Here is an 18,684-nt window from a genome sequence, read left to right as displayed (position 1 = left end):
AGGAAATCTTGATCATGCTATCTTACTTGTGGAAGTTAAAAAAAGAAAATCTTATTTTAATCACTATTATCATTCTTTGGGTTGCAATAAATGTCATGAGTTCTCTCTCTTTAACATGGATACTTGATGCCTTAATAAAAAATAATTGGAACGATTTTATTTTTTGGTCTTGTATCGATATTCTTTGTTGGGCTGGCTATAGTCTTCTACAAATTTGGAAAGATAGTCTGAAAGAAAAACTCTGCCAAAAAGAAGTGAATTTCATACGAGATGATTTACTAAATTCCTTAATTGTTAACACTTATTCTGGCAATAACCATCACACCAAATCTGAATACAACTCATGGTTGATTAATGATATGAATCTTTTAAAAGATAATGGATTCAAACAATTTTATGATGCTATTGAAAGTATTGTAACAGTCGCTTTAAATGCTTTTGCCATTATCTATTTCCACTGGTTATTACTCATCGTCAGTATTATAATGACAACCTTCGTTTATTTTATTCCTAAAGTTTTTGAGGGAAAAATCGCTCTAAGAACCGAAGAAGTATCCAATACCTCTAATCAAGCATTAAATAGAACAAGTGACTACCTAGAGGGCTTTGAAATCTTCTATCACAATAATCAAACCGACTTTTTTAAAAATCGTATTTTAACTGATTTTAGTAAACTTATCAAAGCTAAAGTCACGCTAACTAGAGAATCAAGTAGCGCTAATTCCCTTTCCATGATGTCAAGTATTATCGCACAAGTTATAATCTTCATTGCAACAGGTTATTTAGTTATCAAGGGTGAAATCACTACGGGGGTTATCTTTTCAATTGCTAATCTAACTAGCTGCCTATTTAATTACACTAGAGGAGCTGCATACAATATCGTCACATATAAAGCAACTACTAAACTAATTGATAAATACCCTAAAACAATTTCAACCAAAAGAACTATTAGTCTAACAGATTTTAACCAAAACATCACTTGTCATCGGTTAAGTCTCCGTTTCGATAATGGAAAACAAATTACCTTTCCCGACTTTACAATTTCAAAAGGCGAAAAAGTTGCCCTTATTGGCAGCTCAGGTGCAGGGAAGTCAACACTCATTCGTATTTTAACTGGAGAATTAACAGATTATGACGGTGACATTTATTTAGATAGCCATAACTATCAAGAAATATCACTAGAAAGTTTACAAAATATTTTTGCTTTAATTCCGCAGAAAGCTCATCTTTTTAAAGATACATTACGTACTAACCTCACGCTTGGTCGTTCTGTGGATAAGAATTTTTTTAAAGAGGTTTTAACTTTTGCACATGTGGATAAGTTTATCGGCAAAGGCTTAGATACTACTTTCCAAGATGATTTATCTGGAGGTCAAGCTGCCAGAATTGCTATTGCTAGAGAATTACTCGGTAATAAGCCAATTGTCATTATGGACGAAGCGGTATCTAATCTTGATAAGCTAACTGCTATTGATATTGAAAGAAAGCTACTACAAACAAACGAACTCACTGTCATCATGATTACTCACCACTTATACGATGAAAATAGAGCTTTATTTGACCAAATTATAAAACTCTGAACGTTCTTAATTACCTCTTTTTTATCATTCGCTTTTTGTGCAACAAAAATACTATTTTACTTATATTCAAAAATAAGATACAATAATATCCTAACGTTATTTAAAACATTGTGTATTAATATTCGTAAAAAAGGAGAAGTAATGTCTACCAACAATCGTTATGTCATCGCAAGTTGTGGTGTTATCTTGCATTTAATGCTAGGCTCTACCAACGCTTGGAGTGTTTATCGTAATCCTATTATTGCTGAGACTGGCTGGAATCAATCAGCGATTGCCTTTGCTTTTTCGCTTGCCATTTTCTGTTTGGGCATGTCGGCTGCATTTATGGGACAAATTGTGGAAAAATTTGGACCTCGTGTTACTGGTACCATTTCTGCAATCTTATATGCTTCTGGAAATATCCTGACAGGCTTTGCTATTGCCCAGCATAGTATCTTTCTGCTTTATCTTGGTTATGGTGTCCTTGGCGGTATCGGGCTGGGTACGGGCTATGTCACACCCGTATCAATGATTATCAAGTGGTTTCCTGATAAACGAGGGCTGGCAACTGGGCTAGCTATCATGGGATTTGGCTTTGCCTCTCTTTTAACCAGTCCAATTGCGCATTTTTTAATCACCAAATATGATGTTATCAATACCTTTTACCTGTTAGGGGGAGCTTATTTTCTGGTCATGCTTATCGTCTCACAGTTTCTCAAATTTCCATCCTACAGTGAACAGGATACTGACGACAGTCATAAGCAATTAAGTCAAGGTATTGGAGCTAAAAAAGCCTTAAAAACAGTAGAATTTTACCTGCTCTGGCTAATTCTCTTCATCAACATTTCTTGTGGGCTTGCCTTAATCTCTGTTGTCTCACCTATGGCACAAGATGTAGCTGGCATGACTGCCAACCAAGCTGCCATTATCGTTGGGCTTATGGGAATTTTCAATGGCTTTGGAAGATTGCTCTGGGCTAGCTTGTCAGACTATATCGGTCGTCCGCTGACCTTCCTTATTTTATTTGTTGTTAATATCCTCATGACCGTATCGCTCATGTTCCTTCACGCGCCAGCATTGTTTACCATTGCCATGGCTGTACTCATGACTTGTTACGGAGCTGGCTTCTCACTCATTCCACCGTATCTTAGCGATATTTTCGGTGCTAAGGAGCTGGCAACCATGCACGGCTATATTTTAACAGCTTGGGGAATGGCTGCGCTAGCAGGTCCAATGCTGCTTGCTGTCACATACTCAGCAACCAAATCATACACAAGTACTCTTATTGTCTTTATCCTACTCTATCTACTTGCACTAGCAATTACACTTTAGCTAAAATCACAAAAAGAAAATAAATATTTATCATAAAAATAACCCCCCAGCCTGTGGTGAGCAAGCTAGGGGGTTCTGTGTAATAATATTGTCTATTTTTTCAGAGTAAACACAAATTTTAAAGGGTATTCAATACATTTTAAGGAGTAAAGTGTTGAATTAATGTAAAAATTGGATTAGGATTCCTCCAAGGATGAGGACAATTGCACCGCCAAGTCGGTTTGCCATTTGGGCAAAGGCAATCATTTCCATGCGATCTGCCGCAGAAAGCACAGCGATGTTACCAGTACCACCCATTGAATTGTTAATCATACCAGCTCCGATAGCTGTCTCAACTGGATACATGCCAAGCACTTGACCTAAAATCCAGCTAGCAAGTCCCATTGATACCACTGATGTTAAGCTGATAAGGACAAATTGCCATGTCATGGCTTGTGCAAGTGATGACAAGTCAATCATAGCAAGTCCGATACCTGCAAGAACGGCATGTGTCAAATTCACCATAACAACACGGTTAAACATGACAACTGCTTCTTCTAACTCTTTAGGCACGATATCAAGAGCTTTTAGAATAAAGACAATGATAATCATAAAGGCATAACTATGCACTTTTGGTACAAAGACATTTAAAATGACACCAACAAGGAAAAGGGCAAAAGCAAGCATCATTCCGACACCAACCTTAGTTGGATCAAGTGGTGCAGTTGATTTTTTCAAATCATCTTTATCCACAGGGATAAGCACACCGTGTCCGTTGAATTTTGTTTTAGCAAAGCCACGCGCAATCACGATAGCTCCAATAATGGCAAAAATGTTACCAAGTGTTGTAGCTGGGGCTAATTGTGACAAGACGTTTGAGGCATCTGTGTGAAGTCCTGCTGCGTAGATTTTTGATAAAGGAACAATCCCTGCTCCCATACCACCTGCCATTTGCGCAAAGGAGATATACATGACAGAATGTCCAAAGCCCTGACCAAGAAGAGCTCCGACAGCACCTGTTGCAAAGAATCCGACAACCATTGATAAAAGAGCAACAGGGATGAACTTAGCAGAGGCTTTTACCAAAAGTTTACGATTCATTCCCAAAATTGAACCACAGATAAGGGCAGCGATATAAAAATCTAGAAAGCCCCAATCACTCATAAAAGTCGATGTTGCTTCAACAACAGATTTTGGCACGAGACCTGTTGCAGCAAGCACCGCTGCTAAAAGAAGAGTAAATACTGAGCCACCACCGAGGTATGTATTCCAAAACGGTAATCTTTCACCAATGAAGTAAAAGAGGTGACCTAAAACAACAAGCATAAAGGTAATTCCCACCATGTTTAGTGGTAATTTACCCATAGCAATTACAGCAGCTAAAATGATAACCAGAGCCGTATAAAGGGGTAAAGAAAGACCCGCAATTTTAACGTTCGAGAATTTTTTCATACGAATGGTTATCCTCCTTCATTAATATTTTGGATACCATTTAAGGTCACGAACAGCTTTAGCCATGTCTTTTTCTTCAGCTTGAGCTAAACCTTGTTCTTGAGCTTTTTTGGCAACAGCTTCCGCAACTTTGATAGAAACTTCAGCAACGTATTGGAATGGTGGAAGAACAGGTGCACCTGGTTGACCTGGATCTACAAGACCGCTAAGTGAGTGAGCAGCCGCACCAATCATTTCGTCTGTAAGAAGTGAAGCTTCAGATGCCAACATACCAAGACCAAGACCTGGGTAGATCAAAGCGTTGTTAGCTTGTCCGATTTGGTAATCAACACCTTTGTAGCTTACTGTACCTGAAGGCACACCAGTAGCAACGAAGGCTTTACCGTCTGACCATTCGATAACTTGCTCAGCAGTTGCTTCTAATTTCTTAGTTGGGTTTGAAATTGGGAAGATAACTGGACGTTCAGTGTTTTCACACATTGCTTCAACAACTTCTTTAGTGAAGGCACCAGCATCAGTTGATGTACCAACCAAGATTGTTGGTTTAACTGTTTTAATAACGTTAAGAAGGCTAGTCATGTCACCACAGTCAGCGAAGTCTTCACGTTTTTTAGCAAATGGTTTTTGAGCAGGTGTCAAATCTTCCATGTCATCGAAAAGAAGACCTTGTTTGTCAATCATGAAGAAGTGTTTGTAAGCTTCTTCTGGAGTCAAACCTTCTGAAACCATTTCAGCGTGAACGCGGTCAGCAATACCAGCACCAGCAGAACCACCACCGTAGCATAGGTAAACTTGGTCAGTTAGTTTTTCACCAGTGATGTCCATAGCACCGAAGATACCACCAAGAACTACGATACCAGTACCTTGGATGTCATCGTTAAATGTTGGAATTTCTTTTTTGTATTTGTTAAGAATGTTTGCAGCATTTGAACGACCGAAATCTTCCCAGTGAAGGTACAATTTAGGGAACATGTTTTCAGCTGTTTGAACGAATTTTTCGATGAATTCGTAGTATTGATCACCAGTTACACGTTCATGGCGGTTACCAAGATACATTGGGTTTTCCAAAAGTTCTTTACGGTTTGTACCAGCGTCGATAACAAGTGGCATAACTGAAGCAGGGTCGATACCAGCAGCTGCAGTGTAGATCATCAATTTACCAACAGAGATGTCAACACCTTGAACACCCCAGTCACCGATACCAAGGATACCTTCAGCATCTGTTACAACGATCAAACGGATGTCGCGGTCACCAGCAGCATTACGCAAAGTTTCTTCAATATTTTCTGGGTGGTTGATATCAAGGTATGCAGCGTATTGTGGGTCAACGTACAATTCACTGTATTCTTCGATTGTTTCAGCGATAACTGGATCGTACACAACTGGGTTAAATTCAACGATGTGTTGGTTGAATAGGTAGTAGAAAAGTGTACGGTTAGTGTTGAAGATTTCCATCAAGAAATGACGTTTTTCAAGATTTGATGGTTTACGCAAGAAATGTTGATAAGCTTGTTCAGCTTGTTCTTCGATTGTTTGAACGTAAGGTGGCAAAATACCAAGCAAACCAAGTTCTTTACGTTCTTCCATAGTAAAGGCAGTCCCTTTATTTAAAAACGGGTTATTTAGAATTTCATGTCCACGCATGATTTTTCCTCCTAATAAGCTATTAAATATGTAGAAAGATCTTATGCGGGTCATTATAAACTGCCAAGCTTCTTATAGTCAAACCCAGCAGTTTTAATAAAAATTATTTATAAGTAGAATCAAAAAGTTTATGGTAAAATAAGTCAAGGAGGTAGGCATGAATTTACGTGATTTAGAATATTTTTACCAGTTAGCCAAATCAAAATCCTACACTGGGACAGCGCAGCATTTCAAAGTCAGCCAGCCAACAATTTCTTACGCTATCAAGCGTTTGGAAAAGGAATTGGACTGTGACTTGGTCATCAAAGATCCTTCGCACCGTACTGCTGAATTAACCTTACAAGGTGATATTTTCCAAAGTCACGTGGAGGATGTCTTGCTACAAATCAAAACGGCAGTTAACGAGGTCCATCAATCACTAAATCCTATGATGACCGTAGGTTTTCCGCCGATTATCTGCAACTATATTTTGACTGAATTGCTGGAGCAAAATGAGAATCTCGAGCCCTTCTCTCAAGTTAAAGCTATCCGAGGTGGCTCACGAAGCCTCATGATGAAACTGCTTGATGGGCAAATTGACTTTAGTTTACTGGGCTCGCTAACGCCTTTAAAAAACGATCAGCTAGTCATTCGTCAGCTTTTTACCAAAGATTTTTATGTTGTTCTTTCTAAAAATCACCCACTGGCAAATAAAAAAGAATTATCATTTCAAGAAATTCTCTATGAGAAATTTATTCTGCTGGATGAACACAATATTCATCTAACAGCCTTTAATCAGTTAAATCATCGCTATCACGACAAAGCATCTGTCCTCTTCAAAATCGATGATGTGTCAGTCATTAAACAAATGGTCGCTGAAAATATGGGCATCTCACTTCTATCTGACATTGCTCTAACTAGCGATTCTGATCAACTGGTCAAAATCCCTTTAGTCAAAGAAGATAGCATTACATTTTACGTCAGCTACGCCCACTCAAAACACGCTGTCTTGTCAGAAGAAACTAAAAAATTGATTGACTTGATTGAAAAAGTATCGTAAAAAAAGCAAAAAATCAACCCGAATTTGGGTTGATTTTTTTCATGTTGAATTTTTAATAGAATGAATCGGGCTCTTTAGTGTATTTAGCCCATTTTTTGCTTAGAAATTGGTCGTTGATTTGGTAGTTTGGCTTGCTTTGTTTTTTGTTCAAGAATGGGTTAACAGCTTTGTCCATTGCGACCCAGCCATTCCAGCCCATGTGGATGGTATCTTGCATAAAGTAAGCTTTGTCACCGTCTCTTGAGAAATCTGCAATATTTTTAAAACCTTGGCTTTGCAATTGATATTTAATCTTGACAACAGCTTTTTGGTACATGTCTTCGTTAAGTCCAGTATAATCAGACCATTTGCTATTAACTGGAGGAATCACAAAAAGAACATTAGTATTATTTTCGGCAAATTGATTCAATACCAACTGCAAATCGTTGTATTCTGGAGATTTTAAGTAGTTAAATTTACGTTGAGAATTTTTTAAATCTTTCAATCTCGGTTTGATACGAATATCATAAAAACCGTTGTCGATTCCAAAGATATTACCACTACTTGCTTTTTTACCATCAGCTGTTGCCAATTTCCCTAGATGTTGATATGAAAAGGCATCTGGTAACTTTTTAGCTTGAGAGACAACCTTGCCATCATAATGGTCGATAAGAGAAACACGACTGAAAAAGGCATCTTCTTTCTGGTAAACGACACTTTGAGTTTTGAGTTTTCGTTTATCAGCTGTCGATAGTTTTTTGCCATCAGCTACTTTTTCCATCATTTCCTTGTGAGAAGAATCTGGATAGAGTTTCAAGAAACGTCTAGCAGCGTAGCGGTCATAAGCTGTCCCCTTTTGATTTTGCAAGAAATCAATGGCTTGTCCACTGCTAAAATAAGTTTGAAACGCGGCAGCATTGGCACCCTTAGCCGTAAACCACTGAGGAGAAATGAAATAAACGGCTTGTTTATTTTTTAACTCATTATTGATTTGTTGGATGCCATAAAAATGCGTCAATGAGGCAGAACCTCTTTGCCCAAGCAAATACGGCGTGTAAGAACGATTGTAAGCCTCAGCAATGACCGATGGGTGCATTTTGTCAAAGCGCAGCCACTCACTTGAACCAAAGAAGGGAACGAAACGGTGCTTTGGATCTGTTAAGGCACGTACTTTTTTGTACTTACTCTTAAAACCTGTTTTACTTAAGGAAACAGCATCTTTCTTTTCAACTTTTAGGGAGTGCGATTTATTGGAAAGCGAGACACTACCCAGACTAATGACAACTAGCAAAAAGGCACAAATAACTGGTCCTAAAATTTGCCAAAGGCGTTTAAGCATTGCGAAGTTCCTCTATTCCAGCAATGATTTTATTAGCGGTATTCCAATCATCACGTCCAAATTCTGAAATTGGAATATCAATATCAAAATGACTTTCCAATTCAACGATTAATTCGACAGTTCCCATGCTATCAAGTACACCCGCATCGAACAAATCTTCATCCATCATATCTGAAACATCTTCCATAAAAAGATCATCAATAATTGCTAATACATCTGATTTAATATCCATTTGCTAAACTCCTTTACAATAATGAATTGTTATTATTTTACAGGTGGTTGTGGGAACCATAATTGATCCAAGAAACCTGAAAATAGTAAGAATGATAACATCACAACATTAAAGGTGATGAAAATACCAAGACCTTGTGTCCATTTGTTGTCAGGCAAAGGTGAGAGTCCTTGTTTTTTGCGCTCACGATTGATTTTTTTCTTCTTACGAACCCAAGCATCATTAATCACAAGACCTACACCATGAAATAGTCCATAAGCGATATAATACCATGTTAAGCCATGCCAAAATCCCATGATTAACATGTTAATAATATAAGCGACGCTTGATGTGACATTGCGATTTTTAAAGACTTTGTGCTTAACCAAGACCTTAACCAAACGCATGAAAACAAAATCACGGAACCAAAAAGATAAACTCATGTGCCAACGATTCCAAAACTCTTTCAAATCGCGTGATTTAAAAGGCTGATTAAAGTTAACTGGGCTTTTAATTCCCATAAGATTTGAAATAGCTAGCGCAAACATGCTATAACCCGCAAAGTCAAAGAATAAATCAAAACCATAGGTGTACATAACACCTAGCGTAGCAATATTAAAGACTCCGCCCATTTCCAGGGCTTCTTCTTTTAGTGGCGCCATAAGCAGTGTTCCAAAGATGTAAGCTAGAATAAACTTATAAAGGAATCCCAGCATTAAATAACGAACACTCTCTTCAAGCATATCAAGCAGTTCATCTTTTTCAGGAATATTTTTATAATACTCATCAAAGCGATTGAAGCGATCAATTGGTCCACTTGAAAAAGTTGGCATAAAGAGAAGGAAACGCAAAAATTGCCACAAACTAAACTCTTTTAAGACACCATCTCGCATTTCCATAATTGTGCCAACCGCACGGAAAGTCAGGTAAGAAATCCCTAAAAATCCAAAGAGCGATTGATGATTATCGATAGTCATTAATGGGGTAACCTTAGTCCAAGCCAAAGGTAAAATAGCTAGAAAAACACTAAGGTAAAAAATCCATTTGTTATTATGATTTTTTCGATAAGTCTTGTAAGAAAAGACCAGAAAAATTTGCCAAACCACGTAAGCTAAAAGAGAAACAATCTGATAAAGATTTTTCCCTGTCAGCATCAAAATAATGAAAGCTAAGCTAACCAAAGCTTCATAAACAGGAAATCGTTTTTTGAAAAATAATCCGATAAAAATAGGTAAGACAGCCACAATCAGGTAAAGAAAATACTGCGGATTGCCGTAAGCCTCTAAGTGTGGCAACTGATGAAGAAATGCTATCATCGGCTATTTACCTCGTTCATCAAGCCTTTGATATCGATTTTACCATTTGGTGTAAGCGGCAAGCTGTCACGATAAAGGAACTTAGAAGGCATCATATAATCCATCATGATGTCTTTCAAGTCTTCCTTAATCGCTTTAGTAATGTCCAATTGACGCTCAAATTGTTCTGCGACACCTTCTTTTAGCACCACATAAGCTAGGAGATTTTGTACCTTGTGGTCTTTGTTGTAACGCGGAACAGCGACAGCTGACTTGATGTATTCTGATTTGTTAAGATTTTGTGAAACTTCCTCAAGCTCGATACGGTAACCGTTGAATTTGATTTGGAAGTCCATGCGTCCGCCGTAAAGAAGCATGCCTTGGTCAGTCATCACACCCAAATCTCCAGTGTGATAAGCTGGCAAGCCTTCAAATTCAAAGAAAGCAGCTTGTGTGCGTTCTGGATTATTGAGATACCCTTTTGACACGGCAGGACCAGAGACAATGATTTCACCTTGCTCGCCATTTGGCAAAGCTTTGCCATTTTCATCAATAACAAAGGTTGGTGAATCTTCTTTAGTATATCCAATCGGCAGACGTTTACATGTTTCCAACATCTCATCTGTGATAGCTACCGCAGAAAGCGCAACTGTAGCTTCTGTTGGACCATAAGCATTAACAATGCGTGCTTTAGGGAAACGGCTACGCAATTTTTGAGCTGTTTTCACCGTCAACTCTTCACCGTCGAAATAAAAATGTGTCAGATGTGGCAATGTTTCTTGATTAAAGTCATTTGACAACATAGCCATATCAGCAAATGATGGTGTTGATGTCCAAACGCCAATCGGCAATTCATTAATGGTTGTAAAGAGTCGTTTGAAGTCAGTTGTTAATTCTTTTGGAAGTGCAAAAAGTGTCCCTCCAAGTGCTAAGGTTGGTGCCCAATACATAACTGACAAATCAAATGAATACGGCGGCTGTGCCAACATTTGTGGACGCTCTGGCACTGAAAATTCCTTGTCAGAAATCATCCAATTAGTAAAGCTAAGGAGATTGTCGTGTGAGATTTGCACCCCTTTTGGTTTTCCTGTTGTCCCAGATGTAAAGATAATATAATAATTGTCATCACCTTTAACAGAGTGAGTCAATTGATAGTCCGTTTTTTGAGCAAAAATCGTTTGTAATTGGTCAAGCGTAATCATTGGAATATTTGTTATTTCCAAAGGAAAGTCACCTACAGCAATAATCAAACTTGGCTCTGCCACTTCTAAAATCGCTTCAATACGTTCAAGAGCTGAATGTTGGTCAACTGGAATATAAGCATGTCCAGATTTTGTTAATGCCACAAAAGTAGCCAACATGTCATACTCTTGTCCTCCAAAAACAAGAACTGGTGATTTTTCTTCCAGCTTCAAAAAATCAATATAAGCTGCAAGCGAATCCGAATTTTCCTTTAAATCGCGATAAGTGTGAACATCTCCTAAGACATTATAGACAGGGAAATCTCCTTGTGTCTGAGCAAAATGCTCAATTCTCTCAATCATATCGTGTAACATGAACCGTTTACCTTTCTAAAACTCATTGTAGATGAAATTACCTTGACCACGACCAAGATAACTGAAAAAATAAATTAAAACCATAAAAATCACAAAATAAAACAAGGTTTTTAATACAAATCGAGTGGTATCTTTCATTTAAACTCCTTATTTAAGTGGTAGTTGTACTTCAAATGTTAACTGGCTATCGGCTTGACTGACAGTGATACTGCCTTTATGTTTTTCTACAATAGCTTTGGCAATCGCCAAACCTAAACCAAAACTTGAGCTGCTATTGCGGGAATCTTCTGCTTGATAGAAACGTTCAAAAAGATTTTTCAAAACCTCATCTGGATAAACCAGACTAGGATTTGACACTCGTAAAAGTGCTGTTTTCTTTTCTTGTAGCAACTCTACGGTAATCTTTCCATTGTCCAAGGAATGCTTAATAGCATTATCCAAAAGAATGGTAACCAACTGCTTCAACTGAGATTCTTGACCAAGAATTTCAATATTTTCAGCGATTTGATCTTCGATTAATTTGCCCTCTTCATAGGCTAGACTTTCGTAACTTAGAATCATTTCTTGGCAGATACTTGATAAATTAACTTTTTCAAAATGTTCTCTACCATCTTTGTCATCAAGCTTAGACAAACCAAGCAACTCTTGAATCAAATGTTCCATGCGTTTGGTTTCTGAAAGAATGTGATTCAAATAACGGTTAGGAGCAATTTGATTTTGCAGTACTTGAGCATTGGCACGAATAGAAGCAATCGGTGTCTTCAACTCATGACTAGCATCAGAAACAAATTGTTTTTCGCGATCAATCGCAGCTTGTGCTGGTTGAACGATAAAACGTGATAGGTAGATACTAACTCCCGTAAGCAAAAGAAGACCAAAAATAACATAAACAGTAACCAGAAAAACTTGAGCATAGGAAGCTGAATAGCTTGAAAAATCAATAAAGACAAGTTGCCAAGTTCCATCTTTCTTTTCCTTCAAAGAATAGATGTAATCATGCCATTTCCAGCTCTTTTTCCCTCTGTTTAATAAATCTTTACTAACTTCTTTAACCTCTTTATTGGTTAAAAAAGTGTTGTTAACTTGAATATCTGGTTTGTCATTTTCATCAATGGTAACAAAAGCAATCGCTTCGTCAGTATTTTCTTTGACGTAACCATTAGCAGCCACCAATTTAACAATCCGATAAGTATCATACTCATCCCAATATTTGTCATAACGTTCACTAATGACCAATAACACCAAAACCATGGCGGTTAACATGGACATCGTAATCAAGACAAATTTTAGCCGAAGATTCTTCATGATGAGCCTTCTTTCTCTCCATCTTCTAGTGAGTAACCAACGCCTTTGGTTGTTTTAATAACAGCACTGGCTGCCAAGAAACGAAGTTTCTTACGTAAAAAGGAGATAAAGACTTCCAGTTGATTATAATCGGATTCATCTAAAGGTCCCCAGACCTTCAAAATTAATTGATTTTTGGGGATAATCTTCTTGGAATTTCGCAAGAAAGTTTCCATCAAAAGAAACTCTTTATTAGACAACTTAACTTCACGCTCTGCCACGCTTAATTCTCTCGTGTCCAGATTCAAAATCAAATTGCCAAACTTGAGATGATTCACTTGCGTAATAGACGATTGACGTGTCCGCAAACGAATCCGTGCCAATAATTCTTCTGCCTCAAAAGGCTTAGTCATGTAATCATCAGCACCCAAATCAAGTCCCAAAACACGGTCTTCTAACTGAGATTTGGCTGTCAAAAAAATGATAGGAACTTCCATTCCCATTTGGCGCACGCGCTTCAAAACACTGACACCATCAAGTTTTGGCAACATAATATCCAAAAGAACCAAATCATAAAGTCCCGTTAATATATAATCCAGTGCAGACTCACCATCAAAAACTAAATCCACTTCATAACGGTGATTTTCAAGAATGGCTTGAATAGCTTCCGCGATTCCTTTCTCATCCTCGACCACTAAAATTCTCAACTGGCTCTCCTCCCTTTTTACTCAAAATCTAGTATAAAACGCCAAAATTGAATTAACCTTGAAATTTTCTTAATTTTTAAGATTGCCTGTTTAAAAATATATCAGCCTCACATGGACTTATACCAAACCATTATAAGTAAGCCTCTCCCAGAAAGTCCGTGTAAACTGATGAAAATTTATGGCAAAAATGTGGCAATTTCTTTAATTCTAGTTTATACCCAATCTAAAAAAATGTCCTTACAGAGCTGTAAGTTTGACAAAAAATAAGAGCCTGGGGCAAATGCCTCAGACTCTACATTTTCAATCACATACTATGTTTGTGTGTATTACATAGCTTCAGAAGAACTATTAGCCTTGTCACCTTCTGACCAAATCTTTTCATTCCACTTAACGTTGTGATGCGTGTCACGATATTTTTTCGGCGTAATGCCAACAACTTCTTTAAACTGTTGAATAAAGTGACTTTGTGATGAAAATGATAAATGATTCGCAATTTCAATCATTGAATAATCACTGAATTTCAATAAGTCTTTTGCAACTTCTATTTTTTTATTTTTAACATAAGTGCTTACGGACACGCCAACTTCTTTTTTGAATAAGCGTGATAAATAGCTTGCCGAAATGCCAAATTCGCTGGCTAACTGTTCAACCGTAATGCGTTCTTTCACGTGGCAATAGATATAATCCTTACAATCTGAAACGTGTTTTGAAATGACATCTTTTTGAATTTCACGTCGCATGCGTCCTGTGTAATCAATAACCATCTCGTCGTGCAAATTTTGAACTTCTTGTGCCGTGTGAAGGTCATCTAATTTTTGAATATAAAAGTCACTCAGTCTAAAAGCTTGTTCTAATTCCATACCATTTTGACCACACATGCGTGTAATCATAGCTGTCGTAATGACAAAGTGATATTTCAAATTGGTAATGGGATTACGTGACAAAGTTCCCACACCATCTTCTGAGACAAAACGTTCTTGTTCACAATTTTTGCGGACCGCTTCAACATCTCCCGTAGCTACCGCTTGATAGAACAAAAATTCTTCAGTCAAGGGACGATGTTCCACATCATCCAAATTATCACTAATCGCTAAAAGTCTCCATTCATCCTTATAATTCATTTCCAATCCCCTTTTTGTAAACGATTACCATTTTCTTTTCATTTTACCATATTCTTGCAGATTTGATAAAAATAAAGTGGAAAAATGGAAGTGAGACAAAATAAAGTCTCCATCGGAGACTTTATTAAACGTAACTCTTAGATATAAAGAAGATTATTTATCATAGCTAATCCAGTCATAATATCCATACAAAGGTGTTTTGCCATCATATGGATCAAGCCAATCATCAACACCAATTCCTGGCCAAACATTCATCATGATTTTACCTGGCGTGCTTGGTAGATTTTCAGTCACTGTATGAACCGCTTTACCATCCACATACCAAGTGATGTGGTCTTTTCGCCATTCAAAACCGTAAGTATGCCATTCTTCTGACGCATCAAACCCTAGGTCATAAAGGTATTCATGATTGCCAACACCATCTGTAAAATAGTTGAATTGAACTTTTGTCGTATCTTTACCAAGAAACTCAATGTCAATTTCATCCCATTTTGTTCCGTCTGTTGGTCCAGTGTAGGTGAAAAATGATGTTACAACACCAGTATTTTTAATAGCTTTCATGCGAACTTGATAAAGGCCATAATGGAAATACTCTCTCGTGCGCCACTCACCGCCAGTGTAGCCATCAGCATCACGATCGATTTTTAAGATTAAACCGTCACCATCAAAATTCACATTGTCAGGCTGCCAGATACAATCAAACATATCACCATTTGCGCCTGTGCGTAATTCCATGTATGAGGCATCATAGCTGTCAAAGCTTGTCTTAAAATGTGCTTGTTCGTTTATCTTCATGTTCTTACCATTCACGCTTTCTTGATATTATAGTTTTCCCTTTTTAAAAGGCATCGCTAAGAAACCAAAAAGTGCTACAAAGACTCCTAAAATCGTCAATAATTTACTTGGACCTTGGTTAGTCTTTGGTAGAGCTGTAAACGCATTTCCTTCAAGATTTGCTTTTGCTACTGATTGAGTTACAGTTTTTGCAGCCGCTGTTTGAGCTGACGCTACTGATGAATAAGCGACAGTCTTAATCACAGGGCTAGCTGCTTGTTTTTCTTTGGTAGAGCCTTTTGAGTGATTGTCCAAAACCAAAGTTTGTTTTTCACTCTTAGAGGCAGTTGAGTTTTTAGTTGGTGTTATACTTTCAGTTCCTTTGGTAGTAGTTGAAGTATTCCCTGTAACATCACCTGTTGCTCTAGACTTAGATGCCGTATTTGATTTAGATCTAGATCTCGTATTATCTTGATTTTGTGCAACTTGGTCACTATATGAAATCCAATCATAACAAGCGATAAGCGGTGTTTGACCGTCATATGGTGCCAACCAATCGTCAACACCAATTCCTGGCCAAGCATTCATCATAATTTTTCCTGGTGTCACTGGGAGATTTTCAGTTGCTGTGTAGACTGCAACACCGTCAACATACCAAGTAATATGGTCTGCTTGCCAATCAAAGCCATATTCATGATAAGCTTCAGACGCATCAAAACCTAAATCATAAAGGAATTCATGCCCACCAACACCATTAGTGTAATAGTTGAATTGGACTTTTGTTGTATCTTTTCCGAGAAATTCAATATCGATTTCATCCCAAGGATTGTTATCGCTTGGTCCAGTATAAGTGAAGAATGATGACACAACACCTGGATTGCTAATTGGCTGCATACGAACAGAATACATACCATAACCAAAGAACTCGCGTGTACGCCACTCAGCTCCATTATAACGGTACTCATCCGTTGTATTTTGATCAATGGTCAAGGTCAATGTGCCATCGTTAACAACGGTATTTTTTGGTACCCAACGACAATCAAATGGATTCCCATTGAACCAGTCAGAACGCTCCATTGTCATATCATCATAAGCATTAAAATCTTCATGATAATCGCCTGTGTGTGCAGCTTGAGTTCCTGTTTGACTAGTATCTTCGGTAGTTGTTGTGAGATTAACTTGGTCATTTGTAGACGTCAAGCTTAAGTTTTCCTGATTTTGCACACTAGTATCAGAAGTTTCTACCTGATTTGTCACTTCTTGAGTTGATGAGTCAAGCACTGACTGAGTAGTATTGTCATCAGTTGTAGAGGTATTTACTGTTTCACTAGTAAGGTCATTAGTATTTGTGGTTTGTGTATTCGTAAGGGCAGGAACATTATCAAGTGTTGAAACATTGCCCACTTCATCTGCTGATACTAAACCAGCTCCAACTTGTAAACTACATAAAGTAGTTGCGTAGCAAATGTACTTTACTACATCTTTCTTAGTCATGAAATCTCCTTTTTCTCTTAAAGTCTATTCCTTAACACCACCGAGTGTCACACCGGCAATAATGTATTTTGAAAGGAAAAGATAAACGATAATAATTGGCACAATAGCCACCAAAATCATTGTGTAGATTTTACCCATATCAAAGTTCATGTAGTCTGCACCACGCAATGTTGCAATCAAAATTGGCACAGTCATCTTGCTCTTCGTTTGGATAACCAAGGCTGGAATGAAGTAGTTATTCCAAGAACCAACGAAAGTAAAGATTGCTTGAACCGCGATAGCAGGTTTCATAATTGGAAGCACGATTGTATTAAACGTTCTAAATTCATTTGACCCATCAATACGAGCCGCTTCTACCAATGAAAGTGGTAATGATGATTCCAAGTAACTATACATGAAATAAAATACCGCCGGTGAAGCAACTGATGGGATAATCAAAGGAAGCCAGCTATCGTACATTCCCATATTAGTGATTAAACGCAAGAACCCCATTGAAGTGACTTGTGTTGGCATAACCAAAATCGCCAAAATGAACGTAAAGGCAACTTTTTTCAACTTAAAGTCATAAACATACAGACCATAAGCTGTCAAAGCTGAGAAATAAGTACAGATAGCAGCTGTCAAACCTGAAATAATCAAGCTGTTCAAAATCCCATGAAACATCGGGAAGCTACCATCATTAGCTACCTTGCTCAGGTTATCAAATAAAGAACCACCAGGTAGTGCTGAGAAACCTTTTTGCAACTCAGCATGTGAGTGTGTCGCATTAATAATCAAGATATAAAAGAAGAATAGGCACATGAATGATAAGGTAATTAACACAAAATGCGCCACAATAACACGTAATCTATTTTTTGCTTTTGTTGACATTATTTCGCCTTTCTACCTTTGTGTTTCAATTGGTGTTTGGTTGTTTTAAGTTCGTTGTTAGTCATACGATAAACGAACCAACAAAGAATCGCACTAACCACAAAGAGGTAAACTGATAGTGCACCGGCCATACCATAGTTCTTGCTCTTCAAGTGATTGTTCAAGAACATAATCAAGGTTGTTGATGTACGGTCTGGAGAACCTTGACCATTTGTCAAAATTTGTGGAACATCGAACATTTGCAAACCACCAATAATTGACGTAATCAAAGTATAAGCTAAAATAGGTCGAATCATTGGTAAAGTGATATAGAAGAAACGTTGACGACTGTTACAACCATCGATTTCAGCTGCTTCAAAAATATCTGGGCTAATTCCCATGATAGCTGCCATCAACATGATTGTGGTATTACCAAACCACATCAAGAAGTTCATCACACCAACCAATGAACGTGTTCCAAGAGCAGAACCCATGAAATCAATCGGTTCTTTAATCCAACCAAGTGATTCCAAGATAGAATTGATAGGACCATTTGTTGAAAAGAGTGTGAAGAATAACATGGCAAAGGCTGACGCCATAATCAAGTTTGGCAAGTAAATGACAACTTTAAAGAATTGTCGACCACGAATTTTAAGTCTTGCATCAACAAACCAGTTGGCAAGTAGCAAGGCAATAACAATCTGTGGAATAAAACCAATCAACCACATAATCATGGTATTTGCCGCATATTTCAACATATCTGAATGCAGTAAGCTTACGTAGTTTTTTAGCCCAACAAAATTAGGCCCAATCTCTGTCATCCCTGAACGATAATATTCAAAGAAACTATACCGAATGGTGTCCACCAAAGGTATAAAAGAGAAAATGAAGAAAATTAGGAAGAAGGGAAGGATGAAAATATATCCCCATTTCCCATAATCTATACGCTTACGTCTTTTTTTCATCTTTATCACTCCTCCAAAATACGAGGAGCAAGTCAGAATACCTTCCATCTGGAATCGATTTTCTAACTCGCCCCCGCAAGGTCTACCAAAATTCTAAAATCCCAA

Annotated in this window: 17 protein-coding genes; 3 read left to right on the top strand and 14 right to left on the bottom strand. The window is 37.7% G+C overall.

The features are described 5' to 3' along the window. Window positions 1–14 precede the first annotated feature (14 nt). Window positions 15–1,580: an ABC transporter ATP-binding protein gene (locus tag E0E02_RS04890; protein WP_206282019.1), complete on the top strand. Its 1,566-nt coding sequence runs from the start codon at window positions 15–17 to the stop codon at window positions 1,578–1,580. A gap of 141 nt (window positions 1,581–1,721) precedes the next feature. Further along, on the top strand, window positions 1,722–2,891 hold the full coding sequence (locus E0E02_RS04885; RefSeq protein ID WP_133017999.1) for an OFA family MFS transporter: 1,170 nt from the start codon (window positions 1,722–1,724) through the stop codon (window positions 2,889–2,891). A gap of 159 nt (window positions 2,892–3,050) precedes the next feature. On the opposite strand, the gene E0E02_RS04880 is transcribed toward E0E02_RS04885, so the two are convergent. Beyond that, the gene (locus E0E02_RS04880) at window positions 3,051–4,322 is read right to left on the bottom strand and encodes a 2-hydroxycarboxylate transporter family protein (protein WP_133017998.1); all 1,272 of its coding nucleotides are present in this window, start codon (window positions 4,320–4,322) and stop codon (window positions 3,051–3,053) included. Between the two features lie 21 nt (window positions 4,323–4,343). Continuing rightward, complete coding sequence (locus tag E0E02_RS04875; RefSeq protein WP_039696204.1) at window positions 4,344–5,966, bottom strand: malolactic enzyme; 1,623 nt, start codon at window positions 5,964–5,966, stop codon at window positions 4,344–4,346. A gap of 157 nt (window positions 5,967–6,123) precedes the next feature. Between E0E02_RS04875 and E0E02_RS04870 the strand changes: the two genes are divergently transcribed. Beyond that, a complete protein-coding gene (locus tag E0E02_RS04870; protein ID WP_074560946.1) occupies window positions 6,124–7,005 on the top strand; it encodes a LysR family transcriptional regulator in 882 nt (293 codons plus the stop codon). A 52-nt stretch (window positions 7,006–7,057) separates the two neighbouring features. On the opposite strand, the gene dltD is transcribed toward E0E02_RS04870, so the two are convergent. The 12 genes from dltD to E0E02_RS04810 form a co-directional block, all read right to left on the bottom strand. Beyond that, entirely contained in the window at window positions 7,058–8,323 is a 1,266-nt protein-coding gene (dltD, locus tag E0E02_RS04865; protein ID WP_133017997.1) for a D-alanyl-lipoteichoic acid biosynthesis protein DltD, read from the bottom strand. Next, window positions 8,316–8,555, bottom strand: a complete 240-nt coding sequence (dltC, locus tag E0E02_RS04860) for a D-alanine--poly(phosphoribitol) ligase subunit DltC (protein ID WP_015695707.1) — start codon at window positions 8,553–8,555, stop codon at window positions 8,316–8,318. The genes dltD and dltC overlap by 8 nt, the downstream gene beginning before the upstream one ends. A gap of 32 nt (window positions 8,556–8,587) precedes the next feature. Next, window positions 8,588–9,850 carry a D-alanyl-lipoteichoic acid biosynthesis protein DltB gene (dltB, locus tag E0E02_RS04855; RefSeq protein WP_133017996.1) on the bottom strand — a complete coding sequence of 421 codons (1,263 nt, stop codon included), beginning with the start codon at window positions 9,848–9,850 and terminating at the stop codon, window positions 8,588–8,590. Further along, on the bottom strand, window positions 9,847–11,385 hold the full coding sequence (dltA, locus tag E0E02_RS04850) for a D-alanine--poly(phosphoribitol) ligase subunit DltA (protein WP_133017995.1): 1,539 nt from the start codon (window positions 11,383–11,385) through the stop codon (window positions 9,847–9,849). Before dltA ends, dltB begins: the two co-directional genes overlap by 4 nt. A gap of 15 nt (window positions 11,386–11,400) precedes the next feature. Then, complete coding sequence (locus E0E02_RS04845; protein WP_020917506.1) at window positions 11,401–11,523, bottom strand: teichoic acid D-Ala incorporation-associated protein DltX; 123 nt, start codon at window positions 11,521–11,523, stop codon at window positions 11,401–11,403. Between the two features lie 9 nt (window positions 11,524–11,532). Next, on the bottom strand, window positions 11,533–12,693 hold the full coding sequence (locus E0E02_RS04840; protein ID WP_165937138.1) for a HAMP domain-containing sensor histidine kinase: 1,161 nt from the start codon (window positions 12,691–12,693) through the stop codon (window positions 11,533–11,535). Further along, complete coding sequence (locus E0E02_RS04835) at window positions 12,687–13,376, bottom strand: response regulator transcription factor (RefSeq protein ID WP_074560951.1); 690 nt, start codon at window positions 13,374–13,376, stop codon at window positions 12,687–12,689. Before E0E02_RS04835 ends, E0E02_RS04840 begins: the two co-directional genes overlap by 7 nt. A gap of 326 nt (window positions 13,377–13,702) precedes the next feature. Beyond that, window positions 13,703–14,497 carry a helix-turn-helix domain-containing protein gene (locus E0E02_RS04830; protein ID WP_133017994.1) on the bottom strand — a complete coding sequence of 265 codons (795 nt, stop codon included), beginning with the start codon at window positions 14,495–14,497 and terminating at the stop codon, window positions 13,703–13,705. A gap of 153 nt (window positions 14,498–14,650) precedes the next feature. Next, window positions 14,651–15,292 (bottom strand): glycoside hydrolase family 16 protein, encoded by a 642-nt coding sequence (locus E0E02_RS04825; RefSeq protein ID WP_133017993.1) that lies wholly within the window; start codon window positions 15,290–15,292, stop codon window positions 14,651–14,653. Between the two features lie 27 nt (window positions 15,293–15,319). Next, a complete protein-coding gene (locus E0E02_RS04820) occupies window positions 15,320–16,765 on the bottom strand; it encodes a glycoside hydrolase family 16 protein (RefSeq protein ID WP_133017992.1) in 1,446 nt (481 codons plus the stop codon). Between the two features lie 24 nt (window positions 16,766–16,789). After that, entirely contained in the window at window positions 16,790–17,635 is an 846-nt protein-coding gene (locus E0E02_RS04815; protein ID WP_074863030.1) for a carbohydrate ABC transporter permease, read from the bottom strand. Beyond that, a complete protein-coding gene (locus E0E02_RS04810) occupies window positions 17,635–18,579 on the bottom strand; it encodes a sugar ABC transporter permease (RefSeq protein WP_074564520.1) in 945 nt (314 codons plus the stop codon). The genes E0E02_RS04815 and E0E02_RS04810 overlap by 1 nt, the downstream gene beginning before the upstream one ends. Window positions 18,580–18,684 lie beyond the last annotated feature (105 nt).

Origin of the sequence: Streptococcus sp. KCJ4932 (assembly GCF_004352745.1) — a bacterium.
In the GTDB taxonomy this organism is placed as follows: Bacteria; Bacillota; Bacilli; order Lactobacillales; family Streptococcaceae; genus Streptococcus; species Streptococcus ruminicola.
Note: the sequence above shows the minus strand (reverse complement) of the source record. Positions and strands in the feature narration are given on the sequence as shown.

Bases quoted from the DNA above. Each gene is read 5' to 3' on its own strand.
- E0E02_RS04890 (WP_206282019.1), top strand. From the start codon at position 15: ATGCTATCTTACTTGTGGAAGTTAAAAAAAGAAAATCTTATTTTAATC.
- E0E02_RS04885 (WP_133017999.1), top strand. From the start codon at position 1,722: ATGTCTACCAACAATCGTTATGTCATCGCAAGTTGTGGTGTTATCTTG.
- E0E02_RS04880 (WP_133017998.1), bottom strand. From the start codon at position 4,322: ATGAAAAAATTCTCGAACGTTAAAATTGCGGGTCTTTCTTTACCCCTT.
- E0E02_RS04875 (WP_039696204.1), bottom strand. From the start codon at position 5,966: ATGCGTGGACATGAAATTCTAAATAACCCGTTTTTAAATAAAGGGACT.
- E0E02_RS04870 (WP_074560946.1), top strand. From the start codon at position 6,124: ATGAATTTACGTGATTTAGAATATTTTTACCAGTTAGCCAAATCAAAA.
- dltD (WP_133017997.1), bottom strand. From the start codon at position 8,323: ATGCTTAAACGCCTTTGGCAAATTTTAGGACCAGTTATTTGTGCCTTT.
- dltC (WP_015695707.1), bottom strand. From the start codon at position 8,555: ATGGATATTAAATCAGATGTATTAGCAATTATTGATGATCTTTTTATG.
- dltB (WP_133017996.1), bottom strand. From the start codon at position 9,850: ATGATAGCATTTCTTCATCAGTTGCCACACTTAGAGGCTTACGGCAAT.
- dltA (WP_133017995.1), bottom strand. From the start codon at position 11,385: ATGTTACACGATATGATTGAGAGAATTGAGCATTTTGCTCAGACACAA.
- E0E02_RS04845 (WP_020917506.1), bottom strand. From the start codon at position 11,523: ATGAAAGATACCACTCGATTTGTATTAAAAACCTTGTTTTATTTTGTG.
- E0E02_RS04830 (WP_133017994.1), bottom strand. From the start codon at position 14,497: ATGAATTATAAGGATGAATGGAGACTTTTAGCGATTAGTGATAATTTG.
- E0E02_RS04825 (WP_133017993.1), bottom strand. From the start codon at position 15,292: ATGAAGATAAACGAACAAGCACATTTTAAGACAAGCTTTGACAGCTAT.
- E0E02_RS04820 (WP_133017992.1), bottom strand. From the start codon at position 16,765: ATGACTAAGAAAGATGTAGTAAAGTACATTTGCTACGCAACTACTTTA.
- E0E02_RS04815 (WP_074863030.1), bottom strand. From the start codon at position 17,635: ATGTCAACAAAAGCAAAAAATAGATTACGTGTTATTGTGGCGCATTTT.
- E0E02_RS04810 (WP_074564520.1), bottom strand. From the start codon at position 18,579: ATGAAAAAAAGACGTAAGCGTATAGATTATGGGAAATGGGGATATATT.